The sequence below is a fragment of the Bradyrhizobium acaciae genome (assembly GCF_020889785.1).
Classification (GTDB): Bacteria; Pseudomonadota; Alphaproteobacteria; order Rhizobiales; family Xanthobacteraceae; genus Bradyrhizobium; species Bradyrhizobium acaciae.
Map to the genome: position 1 here is coordinate 143,807 of NZ_JACMYK010000003.1, position 22,144 is coordinate 165,950.

At 64.5% G+C, this 22,144-nt stretch carries 11 protein-coding genes; 9 read left to right on the forward strand and 2 right to left on the reverse strand.

All coding sequences use genetic code 11. From position 1 onward, the window contains the following. Window positions 1–108 precede the first annotated feature (108 nt). Window positions 109–11,925 carry a filamentous haemagglutinin family protein gene (locus H8A92_RS03000; protein ID WP_229194371.1) on the forward strand — a complete coding sequence of 3,939 codons (11,817 nt, stop codon included), beginning with the start codon at window positions 109–111 and terminating at the stop codon, window positions 11,923–11,925. 55 nt (window positions 11,926–11,980) lie between these two features. Here the strand turns inward: H8A92_RS03000 and H8A92_RS03005 are convergent, their stop codons facing one another. Further along, window positions 11,981–12,568 carry an ANTAR domain-containing response regulator gene (locus tag H8A92_RS03005; protein ID WP_229194372.1) on the reverse strand — a complete coding sequence of 196 codons (588 nt, stop codon included), beginning with the start codon at window positions 12,566–12,568 and terminating at the stop codon, window positions 11,981–11,983. Continuing rightward, the gene (locus H8A92_RS03010) at window positions 12,565–13,728 is read right to left on the reverse strand and encodes a transporter substrate-binding domain-containing protein (protein ID WP_229194373.1); all 1,164 of its coding nucleotides are present in this window, start codon (window positions 13,726–13,728) and stop codon (window positions 12,565–12,567) included. Before H8A92_RS03010 ends, H8A92_RS03005 begins: the two co-directional genes overlap by 4 nt. A gap of 420 nt (window positions 13,729–14,148) precedes the next feature. Here H8A92_RS03010 and H8A92_RS03015 point away from each other — a divergent pair, with 420 nt between their 5' ends. From H8A92_RS03015 to H8A92_RS03050, 8 genes are all read left to right on the forward strand, one after another. Then, entirely contained in the window at window positions 14,149–15,549 is a 1,401-nt protein-coding gene (locus H8A92_RS03015; protein WP_229194374.1) for an amidase, read from the forward strand. Between the two features lie 20 nt (window positions 15,550–15,569). Further along, window positions 15,570–16,565, forward strand: coding sequence for an acetamidase/formamidase family protein (locus H8A92_RS03020; RefSeq protein ID WP_229194375.1), 996 nt, complete (start codon window positions 15,570–15,572; stop codon window positions 16,563–16,565). 57 nt (window positions 16,566–16,622) lie between these two features. After that, on the forward strand, window positions 16,623–17,837 hold the full coding sequence (locus H8A92_RS03025; RefSeq protein ID WP_229194376.1) for an urea ABC transporter substrate-binding protein: 1,215 nt from the start codon (window positions 16,623–16,625) through the stop codon (window positions 17,835–17,837). A gap of 94 nt (window positions 17,838–17,931) precedes the next feature. Further along, window positions 17,932–18,798 carry an ABC transporter permease subunit gene (locus H8A92_RS03030; protein WP_229194377.1) on the forward strand — a complete coding sequence of 289 codons (867 nt, stop codon included), beginning with the start codon at window positions 17,932–17,934 and terminating at the stop codon, window positions 18,796–18,798. Window positions 18,799–18,811: 13 nt separating this feature from the next. Next, a complete protein-coding gene (locus H8A92_RS03035) occupies window positions 18,812–19,885 on the forward strand; it encodes a branched-chain amino acid ABC transporter permease (protein WP_229194378.1) in 1,074 nt (357 codons plus the stop codon). 3 nt (window positions 19,886–19,888) lie between these two features. Further along, the gene (locus tag H8A92_RS03040; protein ID WP_229194379.1) at window positions 19,889–20,608 is read left to right on the forward strand and encodes an ABC transporter ATP-binding protein; all 720 of its coding nucleotides are present in this window, start codon (window positions 19,889–19,891) and stop codon (window positions 20,606–20,608) included. Then, complete coding sequence (locus H8A92_RS03045) at window positions 20,598–21,308, forward strand: ABC transporter ATP-binding protein (protein ID WP_229194380.1); 711 nt, start codon at window positions 20,598–20,600, stop codon at window positions 21,306–21,308. The genes H8A92_RS03040 and H8A92_RS03045 overlap by 11 nt, the downstream gene beginning before the upstream one ends. Before the next feature lie 63 nt (window positions 21,309–21,371). Next, window positions 21,372–22,133, forward strand: a complete 762-nt coding sequence (locus tag H8A92_RS03050; RefSeq protein WP_229194381.1) for an SDR family NAD(P)-dependent oxidoreductase — start codon at window positions 21,372–21,374, stop codon at window positions 22,131–22,133. Window positions 22,134–22,144: the final 11 nt, after the last annotated feature.

Genomic DNA, 22,144 nt, shown 5'->3' on the forward strand with positions numbered 1-22,144 from the left:
CGCGCTGCATTGTTTGGCAGCGTCAGCGTCGCGGCCCTTCTTGCCAATGCGCCGGTCGCCGCGCGCCCGTTTGGATCGGCCTGGACAGCATCACCATCGGCTGCGGCGATGGCAGCTTCGCAATCGGCTGCGCAGGATGCGGCAGCAGCGGCCAAGCAAGGTCAGGATGCGACGGCGCGGGCCACGCGCGCCATCCAGGCGATGCAGGCCCTGCAGAATGCGGCGCGGAGCTCCGCGCAGGCCTCGCAGCGCTCGGCGACGCTGCCGCAGGTCGCCGTACCCAACGGTCTCACGCCCGGTGGCCTGCAGGCGGCGCCGGGATGGCAGGGTGCCAATGCGCCGACGCAGGCGGTCGATGCCGCCGGCCAGACCCAGGTCGGCATCCGGCAGACCAGGGCGCAGGCGCTCCTCAACTGGAATTCGTTCAACGTCGGCGCACGCACTACGCTGACCTTCGACCAGCAAGGCAATGCGAATTGGGTGGCGCTCAACCGCGTGGTCGGCAGCACGGCGCCGAGCCAGATCCTCGGCAATATCAAGGCCGACGGCTCGGTCTATGTGATCAACCAGAACGGCATCATCTTCGGCGGCGCGAGCCAGGTGAATGTCGGCTCCCTGATCGCCTCGACTGCAAACATCGCCGATACCCAGTTCCTCACCAACGGCATCTACGCGCAGCAAGCCGGCGGCCAATACGTGCCGAGCTTCACCGGGGCCCGCGGTGCCGTGACGGTCGAGGCCGGCGCGCTGATCACGACCAACGCGCCATCCTCGGTGACGCAAGGCGGCGGTTTCGTCCTGCTGATGGGAACCGAGGTCAACAACGCCGGCTCGATCAGCGCGCCGCGAGGCCAGGTGCAACTCGCCGCCGGCAACGACTTCCTGCTGCGCCCGGGCTACAGCACCGACGCCAACCAGGCCTCGACCACGCGCGGCAACGAAATCTCGCCGATCGTTCGCGACGCGATCGCGGCTGTTGGCAACTCAGGTTTGATCTTCACCCAGCAAGGCGACATCACGCTCGCGGGCCGCAGCATCACCCAGAGCGGGCTGCTTGTCGCCACCACCTCAGTCAACACCCGCGGCACGATACACCTGCTGAATTCAGCCTCCGATGCGGCCGGCAGCATCACGCTCGGCAGCGGCAGCCTGACCGCAATCCTGCCCGAGCTCGACAGCAGCGACACCGCGCTCGACAGCCAGCGCAGCCAGCTGGTCGCCGATTCCAAGGCCTTCACCCACGCCCCGGTCGCCAACGCCCAGTTCGATAACCTGTTACAGCTCGCCGACCGGCTCGACCAGGGACGGATCGAAATCGTCAGCGGCGGCACCGTCAACTTCAAGGACAGCTCGACCACGCAGGCGCAAGGCGGCCAGGTTGCGGTCAGCGCCAGCCATCGCGTCTTCGCCGAGAGCGGATCCATCGTCGACGTCTCGGGCGTGCGCGGCGTGCTGCTGCCGATGTCGGCCAATAACCTGCCGATCAACGTACAAGGCAATGAGCTGCGCGACTCGCCCGCCAATCGTGATCAGGGCAATCTGAAGAACGCGGACGTCTGGATCGACGCGCGCGACCTGGTGCTGGTGCCGGCAGGCACCGGCGGTTATGCGACCGACCGCTACTACACGCCGGGCGGCCTGCTCGAGGTCTCCGGATATCTCGCCAATACCGCCCATCGGATCGGCGAATGGGCCGCGGTCGGCGGCTCCGTCACGCTGTCGGCGCAGGAAGTCGTGGCGCAGAAGGGAGCGGTGTTCGACGTCTCCGGCGGCTCGGTGAGCTATCAAGGCGGCTATATCCGCACCACCAATTTCCTTGGGGCGGACGGCCGCGTCTACGGTGTCGGGCAGGCACGCGCCGACGTGCAGTTCTACGGCTTCGGCGGGGGTTTTGTTCACGAGCACAAGCTCGGCGGCAAGGTTGCGTCGAATCTGACTGAAATCTGGACCAGCCCGTTCGGCAAGGGTCGCGTGACGAGCCGCTGGGAGGATGGCTACACCATCGGCCGCGATGCCGGCTCTCTGATTCTGTCGACGCCGACGGCGCTGTTCGAGGCCAACATCGTTGCCGACGTCGTCACAGGCTCACGCCAGACGACGGCACGGCCGGACGGCGTCACCGACGGCTACAAGCTGTCGCAGTATGTTGCGCCGCTCCAGGGCAAGCTCGCGCTGGGCGGCTATTCCGGGCTTGGCCTTACCGCTGCATCCGCCGCGCGCGTCGTCTTCGGCCAGACGCCCGGGATCACCGAGGCGCTGAACGCCACGTCGGTCCTGCCCGACGATCGCATCGGGACTGCATTCTTCAATTCTGACGCGCTCAATGCCGCCAAACTGGGCGGTCTCAACTTTGCGAGCAGCAAGGAAATCCTGGTCGAGGCGCCGCTGGAGCTTGCGCCCGGCGCGCAAGTGATCTTCGCGGCGCCGCACGTCGAACTCGGCGCAAACCTCACGGCGCATGGTGGCAGTGTGACGCTGACCAACCTCATGCACGCCGTGTTCGGCCAGAACCAGAACGAGCAATGGTGGGCGCTGAACGACGCGAACGGCAAGGCGCAGGCTACGGTCGGCCAGAACGTTGCCGTTGATCTCAGCGGGCTGTGGAGCAACGAACAGACCGGAACGGATGGATCGGGCCGGGCGCATCTGGATGGCGGCAACTTCATCGTTTCGACGACCGGCGGCATCACGCTCGCGAGCGGATCGCTCATCGACGTGTCGTCGGGTGGCGCTATCCTGACGACCGGCAAGACGCAGGGCGGCAAGGGCGGCAATGTCAGCCTCGTGGCCAATGACTATTCGCATCTGGCCTGGACGCAGTTCTTCACCAACCCGCTCATCCTTGATGGCGCAATTCGCGCGTATGGATTCAGCGGCGGCGGCACGCTGACGCTGAACGCAGGCCAGGAGATTGCGATCGGCGAAGCGCCGGCCGATGCGCTGGTGCTCGATCCCGCGATATTCCGGTCCGGTTTCACTACCTACAACATCGGCAGCAACACGGGCATCGAGATCGGCGAAGGCATGCGCGTGGACGCCGAGGTGCCGGTCTATCGCTTTACCCAGCGCAGCTATACCGCGCCCAGCGGGAGCCTCGTCTCGGATGCTGCGGAGCTCTGGACGCCACAGAGGTTCACGATCGATTCCTTCAAGCGCAGCGCCACGCAGCGCGTCGGCGCCGATGTAACGTTCTGGAGCCTGCATGATTTCACGCTGGCCAAGGGCGCGTCCATCAACGTCGATCCGGGACGTTCAGTCTCGATCTTCGCCAATCGCCAGACCGTCATCGACGGCGCGATCACGGCGCCCGCCGGCAATATCCTGATCACGAGCCTCCAGGATGCGCCCGGCGACAGCCGGTATAATTCGGGTTACGGCGAGTTCGGCCTGACCCGCTCGTTCTGGATCGGCGACGACGCGGTGCTGGATGTCTCGGCGCGCAACGCGGTGGGGCGTGATGTCCGCGGGGTTTCCTACACGGCAGTGCCGGATGGCGGCACGATCCGCATCGGCGGCACCGGCGCGTTGGATCCAAAATACCCCGTCGTCAGCGACGCCTTCGTGATCGTTCGCCCCGGCGCGTTGATCGACGCGTCAGGGTCGTCTGCGGTGGTCAACGTGCTCAGCGGCAACAACTATGTCCCGACACCTGCCGCGAGTGACGGCGGGACGATCTCGCTCTATTCCAGCTTCGGCATGGCCCTCGACGGCACCTTGCGCGCGGCGGCCGGCGGCAGCGGCGCGTCCGGCGGCGCGCTGAACCTGACCATGTCGTGGCGTGGCTACATCGTCGGGCAGCCGAACGCGAGTTCGCCCCATGCCAGCACCGACCTGCCTCCGGAATTCCAGCGGTCGCGCGATATCACGCTCGTGCAAAACGCTCCGGGCAGCGGCTTGAGTGCCGATCTGTCGCCCGGTCAGGCCGATCCGGCGCTGCAATTCGGGCGGGCGGTGATTGGCGTCAACCAGGTCCAGAAGGGCGGCTTCGGCGCTCTCGCGCTCTATACGCGCGATCTTCTCGTCTTCGACGGCAATGTGGGCCTCAGCCTGTCGCGCAGCCTTCGTCTGTCGAGCGGTGTCATCACATCGGCACCCAACACGCCGAACAGCACGATTCATTTGTCCGCGCCCTATGTCCGTCTCGATGGCGTCTACAACGCCGAGGACTCGCAGACGGCGGTGGGATATTCCCCCGGGATCAACAATGTCGGCGTCCGGAATCCGGCGGCTGGCGGAAGCTTTACCATCGCAGGCGACCTGATCGATGTGTACGGGCCGGTCCAGTTCGGCGCCACCGGCCAACAGGGCAGCGGGGCCGTGGACATCGGGCGTCCCGTCAGCCTTCCATTCGATGCCCGCGGCTTTCATCAGGTCGCGTTGCAGAGCAAGGGCGATATCAGGTTCGGCACTGGCGAGCTCAATGTTGAAAATCTCGCACTGACCGCAGACCAGATCTATCCGCTGAGCGGCGCGCTGGCGCTGATCAAGGTTGGGCTCCGTCCGAATGAGGCAATCGCCGCGTATGACCCAGACGCCCGTCTCGTCATCCGGCGCAATAACGACGAAACGCCACCGGTACCGGCCTCGGCCTTTGGCGATCTGGTTCTCATTGCCGCCGACATTGATCAGGGCGGCGTTGTTCGCGCACCGCTTGGTCGCATCTGGTTCAACAATTCACGCCTCGACAAGGGTCCGTTCTATCCCCCGGCACCTGACGCGCATATCACCTTCCGCAGCGGCAGCATCACCTCCGCAAGCGCGGCCGGATTGATTATGCCGTTTGGCGGCACCTCCGATGGCATCACCTATCAAGGCGCGGACGGCACGCTGCATAATCTGGCGAGCGCCTCCTACGACGATCATGTCAGCGGCCTCATGATTGCGAGCGGCATTTCGATCAACGCCGCCTCTGTTGTCGGCGAGCCCGGGTCCGTGCTCGATCTGTCCGGTGGTGGGACGCTCACCGGAGCAGGCTTCATCTCCGGTCGTGGCGGCTCGGTCGATGTGCTGAAGACAGCCCTCGTCAATGCCAACCCGATCAACGGCTATAGCGCTCCCGGCAACAAGGTCTATGCCATCCTGCCCGGTTATGCGGCCGAATACGCACCGTCGATTGCGACCAATGGCGCCGGTGATCCTGTGATCGGCCAGCAGATCACGCTTCCTTCAGGTGTGCCCGGACTGCCCGCAGGCACCTACACGCTGTTGCCGTCGAGCTATGCACTGCTGCCCGGCGGTTATCGCGTCGAGCTCGGCTCGACCGGAACAACCGTGATGCGCCCCGTCGCTGCGGGCAATGGTACCGTCGTCACGTCGGGCTATCTCGGCGTCGCCAACACCGCAATCCAGGACACGCTGCCGACGCGGGTAATCGTTACCTCCGGCCAGGCCACGCGGCTCTATTCGCAATACAACGAGATCGGTTATGCCGATTTCGAACGCACGCAGGCTGCCACATTCGGCGGGTTCCGGCCGCGTTTGCCGGAGGACGGCAAGGTTCTCGAAATCGGTCTCCTTCCTCAGTTGGATAATGCGAAAGCATTGACGTTCGCCGGTACGGCCCTGTTCAACGGCGCCAAGGGCGGCGTCGACGGCACGCTGGTGGTCAGGCCGTCGACTCTCGATTCGTCGACCGCTGCGCTTGACATCACGGCGCCGGGCGCAACGCCGATAGCCGGTCATACGTCGATCTCCAGCGTCGACATCAATGCCTTCAGGGCATCCACACTCCTGCTGGGTGGCACCAGCGTGTATTCGGTGCAGAACAATCCCGGGGCGGGTGCCCAAATCTATTTCGACGGAAACGTGACCGTAAATCTGCTCGATGGCGCCAGCATCCGGGCCGGGCAGGTGTTCCTGGTTGGCAGCACGGTCAATATGGCAGGCAGCGCAATCATCGATACGCGCGGGCTGAGCAGCAATACGATCGATTCCACGCTTGGCTACACGTATGGCAACGTAGACTCCACGTCGACCAGTCCGACGGACGGTCGGCCGGCCGTGCTCGCCGTCGCCAACGGCCGATTCCAGTTCCTGGATGCTGTCGGATCCGGCAAGATCAATATCGCGAGCGGCGCGTCGCTGCTGACCGATGGCAGTGTGGTGCTAGCCGCGCCGGGCGGCCTCTCCATGGGCGACGTCAATTTCGGCGCGCGTTATCTCAACGTCACGCAAGAGCGGGTCAATGTCGGCACCGAGGCAACACTGGCGGCAGCGCAGGCTGCGGGCCAGCTACCGGCGGGATGGAATCTCACCCAAAGCGTGCTCGACAAGCTGCTGCGGCCGTCGACGACCGCCGGCAGCCCTGCGCTCGAACAGCTCATCATCACGGCAAGCGGCGCTTTCAACCTGATCGGAACGGTCGATCTCGACACCACGCGCCAGGGCAGCGCCTCCTCAGGCTCCCTCAAATTCGTTCTCAACACGCCGGCCATTTATGGCCTCGGCGCCGCTGGCGACACCGCCGGCATCACTGCCGACATACTGGTCTGGAACGGCATTCGCACGGGCAACGGCGGTACCATCCCTTACGGCAGCCAGGCGCCCGGCGCTGTCGTGCCCGGCGGACCCGGCACGGGGGCGGGGCATCTCGCGATCACGGCAAACGAGATTCTGTTCGGCTACGATGCTTCGCTGAGCAGGCCGACCGATGGCGCAACGCCGGGCCGCCTTGCGCTCGGCTTCACCGATGTGACGTTGACGGCCGCGAAAAGCATCACCTCGAACAGCAATGGCACGCTGAAGGTGGCGCTCAGCCAGGACGCTGGCGGCGCCCTGCAAGGCGGCGCCCTCACCATCGCAACCCCGCTGATCACGGCGAGCAATGGGGCCAAGCTCGATGTCAGCGCGGGCGCCGCCTTGCGGCTGGTCGCGCCGGCGGGGGCCGCTCCTGCCGATACGCGTGGTGTGACGGATCTCGGCGGCACGCTCTCCTTCACCGGCGACAGCGTCTTTGTCGACACCGCGTTCGCCTTGCCGTCCGGCAAGCTGACGCTGAACGCGACGCATGACGTCGTGCTCGGCGCAAACGCGACCGTCGACCTGTCGGGCCGCGGCATTGCCTTCTTCGACGTCACCAGGTTCAGCTGGGGCGGCGATCTCATCCTGAGCTCCACCAGCGGCAATATCATCCAGAACGCGGGTTCGGTGATCGATGTCTCCGCCGCCTACAATGCCGCGGGCTCGATCACGGCCAAGGCGATCGAAGCGGCGCATGGGCAGGTCTCGTTCGCCGGCACGCTCAGGGGATCGTCGACCGGCGATTACGACAGCGGACAGTTCACGGTCGCGGCGCAGAATTTCGGCGATTTCGCCGCGTTGAATGCCAAGCTCAACGATGCCGGTTTCTTCAGTGCCCGCAGCTTTGACCTCCGGCAGGGCAGCCTTGTGATCGGTGACAGCGTCAAGGCGCGCTACCTGACGATCTCGGTCGATCAGGGCAGCCTCACGGTCGACGGCAAGATCGACGCAAGCGGGGCCAGGCCGGGCACCATCCGTCTGTCCGCGCGCGACGATCTCAGACTGAGCGCGAATGCCGTGCTCGATGTCCATGGCAATGTGCTGCAGGCCGACCGCTACGGCGCGCCGATCGAGGCCAACAACACCGCCCATGTCGAACTCACCACCACGCACGGCACCATGACGCTGGCTGCCGGTGCGACCATCGACATGAGCTCACCGGACGGCGTCTCGCGCGGCAAGATCGAGCTCAACGCGCCGCGCCGCGGCGGCGCTGGCGGCGACGGTGCGGGCGCCAACGACATCGCCATCGATGCGCGTGGCCCGCTCAATTTTCGCGGTGCCGGCAGCATCGCGATCAACGGCTTCCGCACCTACGACCTGCCGGGCGGCAGCATCATCGACCAGGCCTATCTCGACGGCCTGCATAATGACAGCACGGCATTCATCATTGCTGCGCTCCAGAATGGCGATTTGCAGAACCGCCTGGCCGGGCTTGCGGCCTATGGCTCGGCCTTCCATCTGCGGCCCGGCGTCGCCATCACCTCGAGCGGTGATCTGTCGACCAAGGGCGATCTCGATTTCTCCGCCTATCGCTATGGGCCGAATGCCGATCCGGCCGTGCGTGGTTCGGGCGAACCGGGCGTGCTGGTGGTCCGCGCCGCCAGCGATCTCAAGATCAACGGCAGCATCACGGATGGTTTCGCACCGCCGCCGGCATCGCCCGATGCGGTGACGGTGATTGCCTCCGGAACGCTGTCGGACGCCTATGTGACGAAGGGTGGGGAGGTCCTCGGCAAAGGTTCGACCATTCCGAGCGATGGCACGATCAACATGGAGCTCAATCTCGTCGGCGGCAGTGTCCAGACGAGCCCCGACGCCGCAAATCCGCTTCCCGTCGCGATCACGTTGGCGGAGGACTTCACGGTGCTGGGACCTCCAAATCCCGCAAGGATAGTGCATGGCGGGCGCATCATCACGCCGGACAGGATTTACAACCCGGGTGATACGATCCCCACCAGAACGGTGTTTCCGGCCGGCACCGTGTTCGAAAAGGGCCTGTATCTCACCGGCAGGGTCTTCATCAATGCATCGCTCAGTCTGGTGATTGAGCCTGTGACACTGCCGGCGGGGACCAGCCTTACCCTGTTCGGAGATTACACATTCACCGCGGATACGCCGCTTCCGAAGGGCACCGTGTTGCCGGCCGGCATGACGAACGTCAACCTGATCGGTTCCGGCGATCGCCAGGTCTGGCCGATCGCCCCGATGCTTGCGGCGGGCACGCAGTCCTGGTCGATGCGCCTGGTCGGCGGTGCCGATCTCGCGAGCGCCGACAGCCGCGCGCTGCAAACGGTCGCCGCATTGGCCGGCTCGGGCAACGTGGTGTTGAACGATCCGTATAACGTCACCGTCAACAAACCGACCACGCAGGGCGTCAGCGTCGTGCGCACCGGCACAGGTGACCTCGAGATTCTGGCCGGGGGCAATTACGATCAGCAGACACCATTCGGCGTCTACACGGCCGGCACCGCGATCAGGGAGACCGGGACGGCAGCGAATGCTGACTACAACCTTGACCGCGGCACGGTGACCGATGGCACCGTGCTGGGATCGGCAAATGCCAGCTATGAAGCGACGCTCGGCTCGCAGCGAATGTATTATCCCGAGCGTGGCGGCGATTTCCTGCTGGTGGCGCAAGGCGATGTCAGCGGCGCGCTGACGAAGGGTACGAATCAGATTGGGTCGTGGCTATGGCGCCAGGGTGGCTCGGAGATTGGTCAGACGACCGCCTGGGGCATCAATTTCGGCAGCTATACGCTCGATCAAATCCGTGACCCAAGCATCTTGTCCTTGGGACTTTCAGCCTTCTCCGGCCTCGGTACGCTCGGCGGCGGCAATGCCACATTGCAGGCCGGCGGCACGATTGGCGGCGCCGGTCGTGGTGTGGTCGTCGCTGTCGGTGGCAGCGGCCGTGTGATGGCCGACGGCAGCCTGGTGCAGACCGGCGGCGGCACGCTTTCGGTGAAAGCGGGCGATATCGGCACGGGCGGCAATCAACTCGTCAATCTGCGCGGTGCGATGGATGTCGCGACGGGCGATTTCGGCAGCCTCGTCTCGAACAACCTCCGCAATGATAACGGAGCGGATCCGCGGCCGATCAATCCGTTGACGTCCTATTCCATGATCACGGCCGCTGGTGGGGATTTCGCACCGGGCGATAGCGCGATCAACATCCGTGCACGCGGCGATCTGGCTGTCGGAACCATCCTCGATCCCGGCCTTGTCGGTGTCACCGGCGTGACGGCCGCCAATAACGGCAGCACGAGCGGCCTGGGCGCCAGCTGGTTCACGCTGTGGACGGGCCAAACCGCCGTCAACATGTTCGCCGCGGGCGGTTCGCTCGCGCCAGGCAGTGCGGCATTCGGCTTCCAGTTCCTGCCGTCGCACGTGCGGGCGATCGCCGCGAACGGCAACATCTACAATTCGATGGGTGGGATGTTGCTGCCGTCAGACAACGGCAGCGCGTTCGAAATGCTGGCGGAAGGATCGATCTTCAGCACCACGAACGCCATCGGGGCGTCGATGGCGCCGGCGTCGGCTCTCGCGACACCATTCCGGCCCGCTTGGGCGATCTCGATCAACCAACCGGGGGGACTGGTCATCACAGGCTCCAATTACTGGGGCAATTTCGCTCAAGTGAACGACATGATTAGTGGATTGGGTGTCTACTCCTACGCGACGGGCGGGTACCCCTTCGCCTTTGGTGCAAACACGGTGAAGGATAATCCTGCGCAGAACCAGGGCGATCCCGCGCGCATCTACGCGGTGAGCGGCGACATCACCGGGATCACTTATGGGCAGGCCATTACGGTGGGCAACACCATCGGCGGCCTTGGCGTCAACAATGTCTACTATCAGGCGGCGGGACCGCTGCGGATGCTGGCGGGCGGTGACATCGTCAATACCAAGGGCCTGATCCTCCACAACGATCCCAACGATGTGTCCACCATCGCGGCCGGCGGCAACATCATCTATGCAGGCTGGCCCGGACTCGATTCCGGGGTGAATGGCGGCTGGGCGATCGCCGGCCCGGGAACGTTCGAAATCACCGCGGCCAGGAACATCTACCAGGGATCGGCGGCGACAGTCGAAAGCATCGGAGCGCTGGCCGCCGGTGACAAGCGGCCCGGCGCTGGTGTCGTCATGCAGGCCGGCGTCGGGGCGGGCGAGGTCGGTGTCGGCCAGGTCGACTGGACCGGCTTTGCCAAACTCTATCTCGATCCGAGTAATCTCGCTGGCGCCGGGCCGCTTGCCGACCAGCACGGCAAGGTGGCGAAGACTTACGGGGATGAGCTTTATGCCTGGCTGACCGAGCGTTTCGGCTACAGCGGAGCCAAGGGCGATGCGCTCGGTTACTTCCTCGCGCTGCCGGGCGAACAGCAACGCATCTTCCTGCGGCAGGTCTACTATGCCGAGCTGACCGCGGGTGGGCGCGAATACAACGAGGTCGGCGGCCCGCGCGCCGGCTCCTATCTGCGCGGGCGTGAGGCGATCGCCGCGCTGTTCCCGGACCGAGCGGCCTATCGCGGCGACATCACGATATTCACCGCGGCAACCGGCACGCCGGGCAACGCGAACTACGCGATTCAAAGCGGCTTCGTTCACACCGATTTCGGCGGCGACATCCAGTTCCTCACGCCGGGCGGAGGGGTCACGATCGGGACCGAGGGGCTGGTTCCCGGTGCCGACGCGGGCCTCATCACGCAAGGCGCGGGCAACATCCAGCTCTATTCGCAGAACAGCGTGCTGATGGGGCTCTCGCGCATCATGACGACGTTCGGCGGCAACATCGTCATCTGGTCGGCGGAGGGCGACATCAACGCGGGCCGCGGCGCCAAGACGACCGTGATCTACACGCCGCCCAAGCGCGCTTACGACAGCTACGGCAACATCACGATATCGCCGGTGGTGCCGTCGAGCGGCGCCGGCATCGCAACGCTGCAGCCGATTCCGGACGTACCGCGCGGAACGGTCGACCTGATCGCGCCGCTCGGTACCGTCGATGCCGGCGAGGCGGGTATCCGCGCGTCGAGTTTCGTCAACATCGCTGCGCTGCATATCGTCAACGCCGCCAACATTCAGGCGCAGGGTGGCGTCATCGGCGTGCCGCAGGTCCAGGCGCCCAACATGGGCGCCCTGAGCGAAGCCTCGAACACGGCGGGCGCAGCCGCCCAGCAAGCCGCCATGCTGCCGCCGCGCACCAACGAGCAGCCCTCCGTCATCATCGTCGAAGTGCTCGGCTACGGCGGCGGCGACGGTGGCGATGAACAAAAGCGGCGCGGCAACGACAAGCAAAGCCAATACGATCCGAACAGCGCCTTCCAGTTGATCGGCGACGGCCAATTGAACGCGGAGCAGTTGAAGAAGCTGACGCCGGATGAACGCCGGCAGGTCGTGAACTAGATCGCCTTCGGGCGAAGCGGTGACCGGTGCGCGTGGAGAGACCGGCGATGCCGGTCTAGCCGGTTGCCCGGGGCAGGGAGCCGTTTGCCGTGATCTCGGCCGAGAGCTCCTCGATCGTCTTGCGCTGCTCCATGGCGGCCCGCCGGATCAGCGCAAAGGCGGCCGGCTCGGCCAGTGCATGGGTATGCATGACCTGAAGCACCGCGGCGAGCACGACGCGACGGGATCGAAGCCGCTGTTCGAGCTTCACCACCTGCTGCTTCAGCTCGCTGGTGCGTTCGCTTCGTTCGAAGGCCAGCACGAGCGCAGCATAGATACCGGCGGAGCGCAACGGCTTGACCAGGAACGAGGCCGGATCGAGGTCGAGCACCAGCTTCAGGCGGCTCGGCGTCTCGGTGCCGAGCAGGGCGATGACCGGGCTTCGTCCAAGCGCCGCGCGTTGGGCCGGCGAGGTGAGCGGCAGGAACTCGTCGTCGATCAGCGCCACGTCCGGACGGCAGTCGATGTGGGCGCCGCCATCCCATGTGACGATGTCGATGCCGAGACGCTCGAACTGCCGCCTAACGATCGTGGCGTCGCGTTCGTCCTTGATGGCAACGAGCGCCTTGCGTCCGCGCAGCGAAAATGAAGACGGCTTGCTCATTTCACAACCCGCAAGTGCGGCGCATTCGGCAACGTTCCATCCCTTGCGGGGCTGGCGGCGATGTCGAGCTGCGTCAGATAGGGATCCGGCTTAACAGGAGCTTCAGCTTCCCAGAAGATGTCGAACTGTCCTTCGGCGTTGGAGACCGCGAGCCGCGGCGTCAGGACGCAGTGGTTGTTGCTGCCGTCGATCCAGACCGGACCTTGCGGCGAATTGTAGCGATGGCCGGCCGCGGCGCGCCGCACCTCGCCGATGTCGGATGTGCCGGCGCGCTGTAGTGCGCGGGCCAGCAGATAGACCGCGACATAGGCTGATTGCCCGTCCACGGATGGGCTGCTGTGTTCGCCGTAACGCGCCTTCCAGCGCGCGACGAAGGCCCGGTTTTCGGGCAGGCGAATGCTTTCGAAATAGGCCGACGAGGTGATGCAGCCGGCCGATGCCGGGCCTGCGATCTTGAGCTCGGGCTCGCACAGGCTGCAGCTCAGCATCGGGATGTCGAGGCCTGCCGCGGCGGTTGCGGCATGAAAGGCGCGGATGAAGTCATAGCTCGAACTGCCGACCAGCGTGTTGAACACGACCGGCGGCCGGCGCCGCACGATCTCGTCGACGATGTGCGTGACCGCGCTTTCGCCGAGTTCGAGCAGGCGCTCGGCGAGAATACGTCCCCGCGCCGCCGTCACCAGCTCGCGGGTGACGCGATTGGTTTCCCAGGTCCAGACATAGTTTGAGCCGACGCAGAAGATCTCGCGCGACAGATTGTCGAGCACGTAGCGCACCAGCGGCAGCACGTTGTGATTGGGCGAGGCACCGACATAGATGACGTTGTCGGAGCATTCGAAGCCCTCGTAGCGCGCCGGATACCACAGCAGGCGGTCGGTGCGCTCGACGATCGGAAGCACCTGCTTTCGCGACGCCGAGGTGTAGCAGCCGATGATGTGCTCGACCCCGACATTGCGAATGAGGTCGTCGCAGACCGTATGGTATTCCGAAATGATTCCGCGGGGATCGCGGACATGCGCAGATATCGCGAAGTCGAACTCGTCCTGGCCGTTGATTTCGTCGACCGCCATCATGGCGCTCTTGAGGATCTCGCGCCCCATGGCCTGATAAGGCCCGTGCTGCGAGCAGATGATGCCAACGGGAACGGACGGCTTTGTCATCGACGACTTTCAGTGCAACTCTCGAAGGAAACCATCTTCGCAGAGGTCGGTGCAAGTGGTCATGCCGTTTTGCTGCGCATGCACGTTGCGAAATTTGTGCAGCCGGCCTCGTTGACAACGCGCTGCACACCTCCTTAGAATTTTCTCCTACAGGGCTTCCTGTCGAACCTTGCGTGCGTCGATTTGGCCGATGACGTCCCGATCGCCGCGCAGAGTGCTCCGTTCGATCCTGGACCCTAGCGATAGATCATAGCCGCGGCATTTGGGCCATTCGTCACCTTCGTTTTGGAGGGGCGGGTGGCTTTTTGCTTTTGCCGCCAAATCAATTGGCGACACACCCGTGTCGCCAAGCCGGAGGCGCATGCGCGGTGGTGGGCAGTGCCTGCGCTTGCGTCGTGCCAAGTGCGGGGATGAGAAACGATGTCGACGACGGATCTTTACTATCTCGGGCTCATCGAGGTCGGGCAGCAAATCCAGTCCAGGAAGCTCTCGCCGGTCGAGGTGACCAAGGCGATGCTCGGGCGGATTGAGCAGCTCGACAGCCGGCTCAAGAGCTACGCTTATGTGATGGGTGATGCAGCGCTTTCCGAAGCCGCCGCAGCCGAGAAGGAGATCGCATCCGGCAAGATCAAGGGGCCGCTGCACGGCGTGCCGATCGCCGTCAAGGATTTGTGCTGGGCCAAGGGCGCGCCGGCCGCTCACGGCATGACCATTCACCAGGACTTCCGTCCGAGCGAGGACGCTACGGTGGTCGCGCGACTGAAGCAGGCCGGTGCTGTCATCCTCGGCAAGCTGCAGCAGACCGAAGGTGCCTATGCGGATCATCACCCGAAGATCGATCCGCCGAAGAATCCGTGGAACGCCGATCTGTGGTCCGGCGCGTCTTCGAGCGGTTCCGGCGTCGCCACCGCGGCGGGGCTCTGTTTCGGTTCGCTGGGAACCGATACCGGCGGTTCGATCCGCTTTCCCTCGGCCGCCAACGGCATCACCGGGCTGAAGCCGACCTGGGGCCGCGTCAGCCGTTACGGCGCTTTCGAACTCGCAGCGACGCTCGATCACATCGGCCCGATGGCGCGCAGTGCGGCCGATTGCGGCGCGATCCTCGCCGTGATCGCGGGCCAGGATCCGAAGGACACCACGTCCGTGCCGTTGCCCGTGCCCGACTATCTTGCTGGTCTAACCGGAGATTTGCGCGGCGTGACGATCGGGGTCGATCGGCGCTGGACCAGCGAGGGCACCGACGAGGCGGCCGGCAAGGTGCTCAGCGAAGGCCTGCGTGTTGCCGCCGATCTCGGCGCGAAGGTCAAGGAGATCACGTTCCCAGATCCGAAGGCGGTGATAGAGGACTGGTTCCCGCTGTGCGGCATCGAGGTGGCCGTCGCGCACGAAGAAACCTATCCGGCACGCAAGGACGAATACGGTCCGGCGCTTGCCGGCCTGCTCGACCTCGGCCGGACGCAGTCCGGCATGGACTATCAGAAGATCGTGCTGCGGCGCGAAGCGTTCCGCGGCGCCGTGCGGCTGCTGTTCGAGACGGTCGATCTGATCGCGGTTCCGGCCCAGGCCTTCGCTGCGCCGACATTGGCCAAGATGGCGGCGCTGGGTGAGGACCCGTCGCTGATCACCGGGCTGCTGCGCTTCACCTGTCCGTTCGACATGACGGGGAGCCCGACCGTGACGCTTCCCGGCGGCTTCGCGCCGAACGGCGGTCCCGTCGCCTTCCAGTTCGTCGGACGGCACTTCGACGAAGCAAGCCTCGTCCGCGCGGGCGATGCCTTCCAGCGCGTCACCGACTGGCACAAGCGCCATCCCGCGATCTGAGTTGAGGAGGAGCCGTTCGCATGACCGAAGATTGGTTGAAGAGTTCCATCATGGCCAAGCGCGCCGTTGCCAAGGGCGCGACCGGCACGACCCATAGTCTGACGATCGAGCAACAGGGCGGTTTCCACTACGTCTATGGACCCTATGCCAAGCCCACACTGTCGATCGATCCCGGCGGAGTTGTCGTCGTCGAGACCGAAGATGCCTTCGGCGGTGTGTTGACCAGCGAAAGCGACAGCCCCACGGCGAAGCTGAACTTCCCTTATCTGAACCCGCAATGCGGGCCGATCGCGGTGAAGGGCGCCAGGAAGGGCGATTGCCTCGCCGTCTATATCCGCGACGTCGAGACCCGTGGCGCGCAGCCCGCCGGGACCACCTGCATCATTCCGGAGTTCGGCGGCCTGGTCGGGACGGCGTCGACGGCGCTGCTCAATCCGCCGCTGCCCGAACGCGTCAAGAAGCTGCATGTCGACCGCAACGGTGTGCGTTGGAACGACAAGATCACGCTGCCCTATGAGCCGTTCATCGGCACCATCGGCGTGTCGCCCGAGATCGAGGCGATCTCCTCGCTGCAGCCCGATTATCACGGCGGCAACATGGACCTGCCCGACGTCGCCCCCGGCGCGATCATCTATTTTCCGGTGCACACCGAAGGCGGGCTGCTCTATGTCGGCGACTGCCACGCCACCCAGGGTGATGGCGAACTCTCGGGCGTTGCGCTCGAGCAGCGCGCGACCGTGACGCTGCAGGTCGACCTGATCAAGAACTGGAGCTTCGCCTGGCCGCGGCTCGAGACGCGCGACTTCATCATGACGATCGGCAGCGCGCGGCCGCTCGAAGACGCGGCGCGGATCGCCTATCGCGAGCTGGTGCGGTGGATGAGCGCCGATTACGGCTTCGATGAGATCGATGCCTACATGCTGCTCAGTCAGGCCGGCCGCATGCGGCTCGGCAACATGGTCGACCCCAAATACACGATGGGTGCGTCGATCCTGAAGAATTACCTCAAGGCGTGACTTCCAACATCCTCAACGACAGGGAACATTGCGATGAATTCGGGGCGTATAGTCGGAATGGTTTTGTTTGCTGCCGTGCTCGGAACGGCGGCAATAGGTAGCGCGCAGGCGGCAGAACCGCCGCTGAAGGTCGGCTTGCTGGAGGACGTCTCCGGTGACCTCGCGTTCATGGGCATGCCGAAGCTGCACGGCTCGCAGCTGGCGGTCGAGGAGATCAACAAGAGCGGCGGCATTCTCGGCCGGCAGATCGAGCTGATTCACCTTGATCCCCAAGGTGACAATGCCCGCTATCAGGAATTCGGCCGGCGGTTGCTCAATCGCGACAAGGTCGACGTGCTGATCGGCGGCATCACCTCTGCCTCGCGCGAGGCGCTGCGTCCGATCGTCGATCGTACCACCACGCCGTACTTCTATACGAACCAGTATGAAGGCGGCGTCTGCGACGCCAGCATGGTCAGCATGGGCGCGGTGCCGGAGCAGCAGTTCTCGACCTTGATCCCCTGGATGGTCCAGAAGTTCGGCAAGAAGGTCTACGTTATCGCGGCAGACTATAATTTCGGCCAGATCTCCGCAGAGTGGAATCGGAAGATCATGAAGGACCTCGGCGGTGAGGTGGTGGGCGAGGAATTCATCCCGCTCGGTGTGTCGCAGTTCGCGCAGACGATCCAGAACATCCAGAAGGCGAAGCCGGACTGGTTGCTGACGATCAATGTCGGCGCCGCGCAGGATTCGTTCTTCGAGCAGGCGGCAGCCGCGAATCTCAACCTGCCGATGGGGTCGTCGATCAAGGTCATGCTCGGCTTCGAGCACAAGCGGTTCAAGCCGCCGGCGCTCAACAACATGCATGCGACTGCGAACTGGTTCGAGGAGATCGACACCCCCGAAGCCAACGACTTCAAGAAGCGCTGGCACGCCAAGTTCCCCGACGAGCTCTACATCAACGATATGGGCTACAACGCCTATAACGCGCTCTACATGTACAAGGCGCTGGTCGAGAAGGCGAAATCGACCAAGCTCGATGACATGCGCAAGGTGATCGCGTCAGGCGACGCCTGTATCGACGCTCCCGAAGGCAAGGTCTGCATCGATCCGAAGAGCCAGCATACGTCTCACCGCATGCGCCTGATCTCGGTCGGGCCGAAGCATGAGGTGACCGTCGAGAAGGACTACGGGACGATCCAGCCGTATTGGTTGGGCGAGATCGGCTGCGACCTCACCAAGAAGAACGACAAGGATCAGTACACGCCGAGTCATCTTCCCAGCAAATCGTGACGCACGCGGGCACGAATCTTGCTCGTGTCGTGCGTCATGACTTCCAGGCGAACCGGCGCCGCAATGATGCGGCGCCGTGATCACGGAGAGCGGAATGTCGGCTGAACTCTTCTCGGTATTCTATCAGTTCGCCGACGTGTTCGCGTTCCTGATCCTGTCCGCGGCGGGCCTTGCCATCGTGTTCGGCATGATGGGCGTCATCAACATGGCGCATGGTGAGTTCATCATGTGCGGCGCCTATGTCACCGTGGGCCTCGTGAATCTCGGCGTGCCGCTCCCGATCGCCCAGATCCTGGCCGCGGTGACGGCCGGGATCATCGGCATGATCGTCGAGTTGCTGATCGTGCGGCGGTTCTACAAGCGTCCGCTTGACTCGCTGCTTGCCACCTGGGGCCTCAGCCTGATCGTGACGCAATCGATGCTGCTGATCGTCGGCTCCGCGGTGCGCGGCATCGGCACGCCTGAGGGAAGCTTTGCGATCGGCGGCTACACGTTCTCGACCTACCGCCTGGTGCTGTTCGGCGCTGCGGTGGCGGTGCTGGCCGGGCTCTACATCATCTTCATGAAGACGCGCTTCGGCGTGGTTGCGCGCGCCACGATGCAGAACGCGGCGATGGCCAAGGCGCTGGGAGCACGAACCGGGCGGATCTATTCCATCAGCTTCGGGATCGGCACCGCACTGGCGGGCCTCTGCGGTGCGCTCTACGCGCCGACCATGACGCTGATCCCGACCATGGGCGCGACCTTCGTGGTCGAGAGCTTTGTCACCGTGGTGATCGGCGGCGCCAATGTTCTGCTCGGAACCGCGCCGGCCGCGGTGTTCCTGGCGATGATCCGGATGGCGCTGAATGCGAGCTATGGCCAGATCATCGGGCAGATCGGCATGCTGTTTGCCGTGATCCTGATCATACGTGTGCTGCCTGAAGGGCTTTCCAGCGTGCTGGTTCGTCGTGGGCGCTAAACGGGAATTTCTGATGTTGAAGTTGCTCGACGGCCCGCAGACGCTCGGACGCGGGAAAATCTTCTGGTCGTGCTTTCTGGCCGTGCTGGCGGGCGCGCTGATCTATCCGCTGTTCGCCGATTCCTATGATGTCGGAAATTTCGCTTACTTCCTGATCTGGATCTTCATGGCGCTTGGGCTGTGCCTGATGTGGGGGTACGGCGGCATGCTGTCGTTCGGCCAGACCTTCTTCTTCGGCATCGCCGGCTACGGCTATGGCGTGCTTGCCATCGATATGGGCGGCGGAACGGCCACGATTGCAGCGCTTGTCCTCTCGGTGGTCATTGCGATGATCGCGGCGGGAATCCTCGGCTATTTCATGATCTGGGGTGGGATCAGCGGTATCTTTTTCGGCATCGTGACGTTGTCGGCGACGCTGGTGCTTGCGTTCTTCCTCGGGCAGACCGCCGGACCCGAATGGCATATCGGTCCGGCGCGGCTGAACGGCTTCAACGGCATGAAGGGAATGGACCCGCTCACCGTCGGCAGCTTCGATATCGAGGGTTCGGCGCTCTACTATCTCATGATCGCGCTGATCGTGATCGTTTACATCGCGCTGCGGATGCTGGTGAACTCGAGCGTCGGCAACGTGATTGTGGCGACGCGTGAAAATCCGCAACGCGCCGAAATGCTCGGCTATGACGTCCGAAAGTATCAGCTCCTGACATTCGTGATCGGCAGCGGCCTCGCCGGCCTCAGCGGTGCGCTGTACACGTCCTGGGGGCAGTTCATCACGCCGTCGAGCATCGGCCTGCCGGCGGCGGCGATGCCGATCGTGTGGGTCGCGTTCTCCGGACGCAACGATCTGACCGCGACGCTGGTCGGCTCTTTCCTGCTGCTGTTCGGTTTCCAGACCATCACGGTCTACAGCCAGCAGGCGGCGCTGGTGCTGATGGGCGTGCTTCTGCTCGCCACCGTGATGTTGGCGCCGCAAGGATTTGTGCTCGGCATCGGCAAGCTCGTGGTCGATTGGTGGACCAGGCGCCGACGGCGCGACGAGGGCCCCGCGCTGGCCGATACCGGCCGTCTGCAATCGGATGAGACCTGACCCATGGCACTCGTCGAGGTGAAAGGCGTATCGAAGCGTTTCGGCGGATTGACCGCCGTCTCCGAGGTCGACCTGACGGTGAACGCCGGTGAGGTCCACTGCCTGATCGGGCCCAACGGGGCCGGGAAGAGCACGCTGTTCAAGCTGATCGTCGGCCTCTATCCGCCGACCGCGGGCAGCATCCTTTTCGACTCCATCGATATCACCGCGGAACGGCCGTTTGCGCGGGTCCAACGGGGCATGAGCATCAAGATGCAGGCGCCGAGCGTGTTCAAGGAACTGCCGGTGCGGCAGAACATCCAGATCGCGTTGCAGGAACGCCTTTCGGGCGCGGAATGCGCGGCCGAAGAAGAACGGCTGCTGTCGCTGCTCAATCTGGCCGAGGACAGCGGCAAGCTCGCCGGCGCGCTGTCGCACGGCCAGCAGCAATGGCTGGAGATCGGGATGGCGCTGGCGTTGCAGCCGCAGCTTCTGCTGCTCGACGAGCCGACCGCGGGCATGTCGCCGGAGGAGACCTACAAGACCGGCGAGTTGATCAAGTCGTTCAATGCCGAGGGCATGACGGTGCTGGTGGTCGAGCATGACATGGCGTTCGTCCGTCAGGTCGCGCAACGCGTCACCGTTCTGCATCTCGGCAAGATCTTTGCGCGCGGCAGCCTCGACGCCATTCTGGAAGACGAGAAGGTCGCCGAAATCTATCTGGGTAAGACCCATGCCCACTGAGCGCATTCTGGATGTATCGGGACTTTGGGCGGGTTACGGCGCGACGCCGATCCTGCAGGGCGTCAGCATGTCGGTTTCGCGCGGCGAGACCGTCGGTGTGATCGGCCGCAACGGGGTCGGCAAATCGACCCTGATGCGCTGCCTGATCGGGTTGCTGCAAACCTGGCGTGGCACCATCAGCTTCATGGACCAGGACGTCACCCAGCTCGAGGCCGATGCGCGGGCACGTGCCGGCTTCGGCTACATCCCGCAGGGCCGCGACGTGTTCCCGCAAATGACCGTCGAGGAGAATCTGCAGGTCGGCGAGCTGATCGGCGGCCCCGACGGCAAGAAGCTGCCGGAGCTGGTCTACGCGTATTTTCCGCGCCTGAAGGAGCGCCGGCGGCAGATCGCGGGCACCATGTCGGGCGGCGAGCAGCAGCAGCTTGCGATCGGCCGGGCGCTGATCGGAAATCCGGCGCTGATGATCCTCGACGAGCCGTCCGAGGGCATCCAGCCGTCGATCGTGCAGCACATTTGCGAGGCGCTGAAGTCGTTCCGCACCGAGCTCGGCACCACGATCGTGTTCGTCGAGCAGAATCTCGACACCATCCTGGAGATCGCCCAGCGCTGCTACATCATGGAAAAGGGCAAGATCATGCGATCGCTGGCCGGTGAGGAGGTCAATGCCGACAATGTCCGCGCGCAGCTGTTACTGTGATCGGCCGCGCCACCTGGTGAGGAAGTACGCGTTCCATAATCGATAATAACGGAGGGAATGGATATGGATCTGGGACTCAAGGGAGCAAAGGTTCTCGTCACCGGCAGCACCAAGGGCATCGGCAGGGCGATCGCCGACACGTTTGCGGCCGAGGGCGCCAATGTCGGCATCTGCGCGCGCAATCAGGCGGATGTCGACACGGCGGTTGCCGCGATCAAGGCCAAGGGCGTGGCGGCGTTCGGTAGCGCCGTCGACGTCTCGAACGGGCCGGCGCTGAAGGCCTGGGTGGCCGACATGGCGTCGAAGCTCGGCGGTATCGATGTCGTGGTCGCCAATGTCAGCGCGCTCTCGATCGGGCAGGACGAGGAGAGCTGGGAGAAGGAATTCTCCACCGACATGATGGGCACGGTGCGGCTGGTCAACGCGGCGATGCCGTATCTCGAGAAGAGCGGCGCCGCTGCGATCGTCACCATCTCCAGCGTCTCGGGGCGCGAGGTCGATTTCGCCAGCGGTCCCTACGGCACGTTCAAGGCCGCGATCATCCACTACACCCAGGGCCTTGCCTATCAGCTCGCGGCCAAGGGTATCCGCGCCAACTCGGTGTCGCCGGGCAACACCTATTTCGAGGGCGGCGTCTGGAACATGATCAAGGACGGCAATCCCGAACTGTACAAGACCGCGCTGGCGCTCAACCCGACCGGCCGCATGGGCACGCCGCAGGAGATGGCGAACGCAGCGGTGTTCCTGGCGAGCAAGGCGGCGAGCTTCATCACGGGGACCAACCTCGTCGTCGACGGCGCCTTGACGCGCGGTGTGCAGTTCTAGGCGGGGCCACA

Excerpts from the sequence above, each read along its gene's own strand:
- H8A92_RS03010 (WP_229194373.1), bottom strand. The coding sequence starts at position 13,728 with ATGACAAAGCCGTCCGTTCCCGTTGGCATCATCTGCTCGCAGCACGGG.
- H8A92_RS03050 (WP_229194381.1), top strand. The coding sequence starts at position 21,372 with ATGGATCTGGGACTCAAGGGAGCAAAGGTTCTCGTCACCGGCAGCACC.
- H8A92_RS03035 (WP_229194378.1), top strand. The coding sequence starts at position 18,812 with ATGTTGAAGTTGCTCGACGGCCCGCAGACGCTCGGACGCGGGAAAATC.
- H8A92_RS03000 (WP_229194371.1), top strand. The coding sequence starts at position 109 with ATGGCAGCTTCGCAATCGGCTGCGCAGGATGCGGCAGCAGCGGCCAAG.
- H8A92_RS03015 (WP_229194374.1), top strand. The coding sequence starts at position 14,149 with ATGTCGACGACGGATCTTTACTATCTCGGGCTCATCGAGGTCGGGCAG.
- H8A92_RS03025 (WP_229194376.1), top strand. The coding sequence starts at position 16,623 with ATGGTTTTGTTTGCTGCCGTGCTCGGAACGGCGGCAATAGGTAGCGCG.
- H8A92_RS03040 (WP_229194379.1), top strand. The coding sequence starts at position 19,889 with ATGGCACTCGTCGAGGTGAAAGGCGTATCGAAGCGTTTCGGCGGATTG.
- H8A92_RS03030 (WP_229194377.1), top strand. The coding sequence starts at position 17,932 with ATGTCGGCTGAACTCTTCTCGGTATTCTATCAGTTCGCCGACGTGTTC.
- H8A92_RS03020 (WP_229194375.1), top strand. The coding sequence starts at position 15,570 with ATGACCGAAGATTGGTTGAAGAGTTCCATCATGGCCAAGCGCGCCGTT.
- H8A92_RS03045 (WP_229194380.1), top strand. The coding sequence starts at position 20,598 with ATGCCCACTGAGCGCATTCTGGATGTATCGGGACTTTGGGCGGGTTAC.
- H8A92_RS03005 (WP_229194372.1), bottom strand. The coding sequence starts at position 12,568 with ATGAGCAAGCCGTCTTCATTTTCGCTGCGCGGACGCAAGGCGCTCGTT.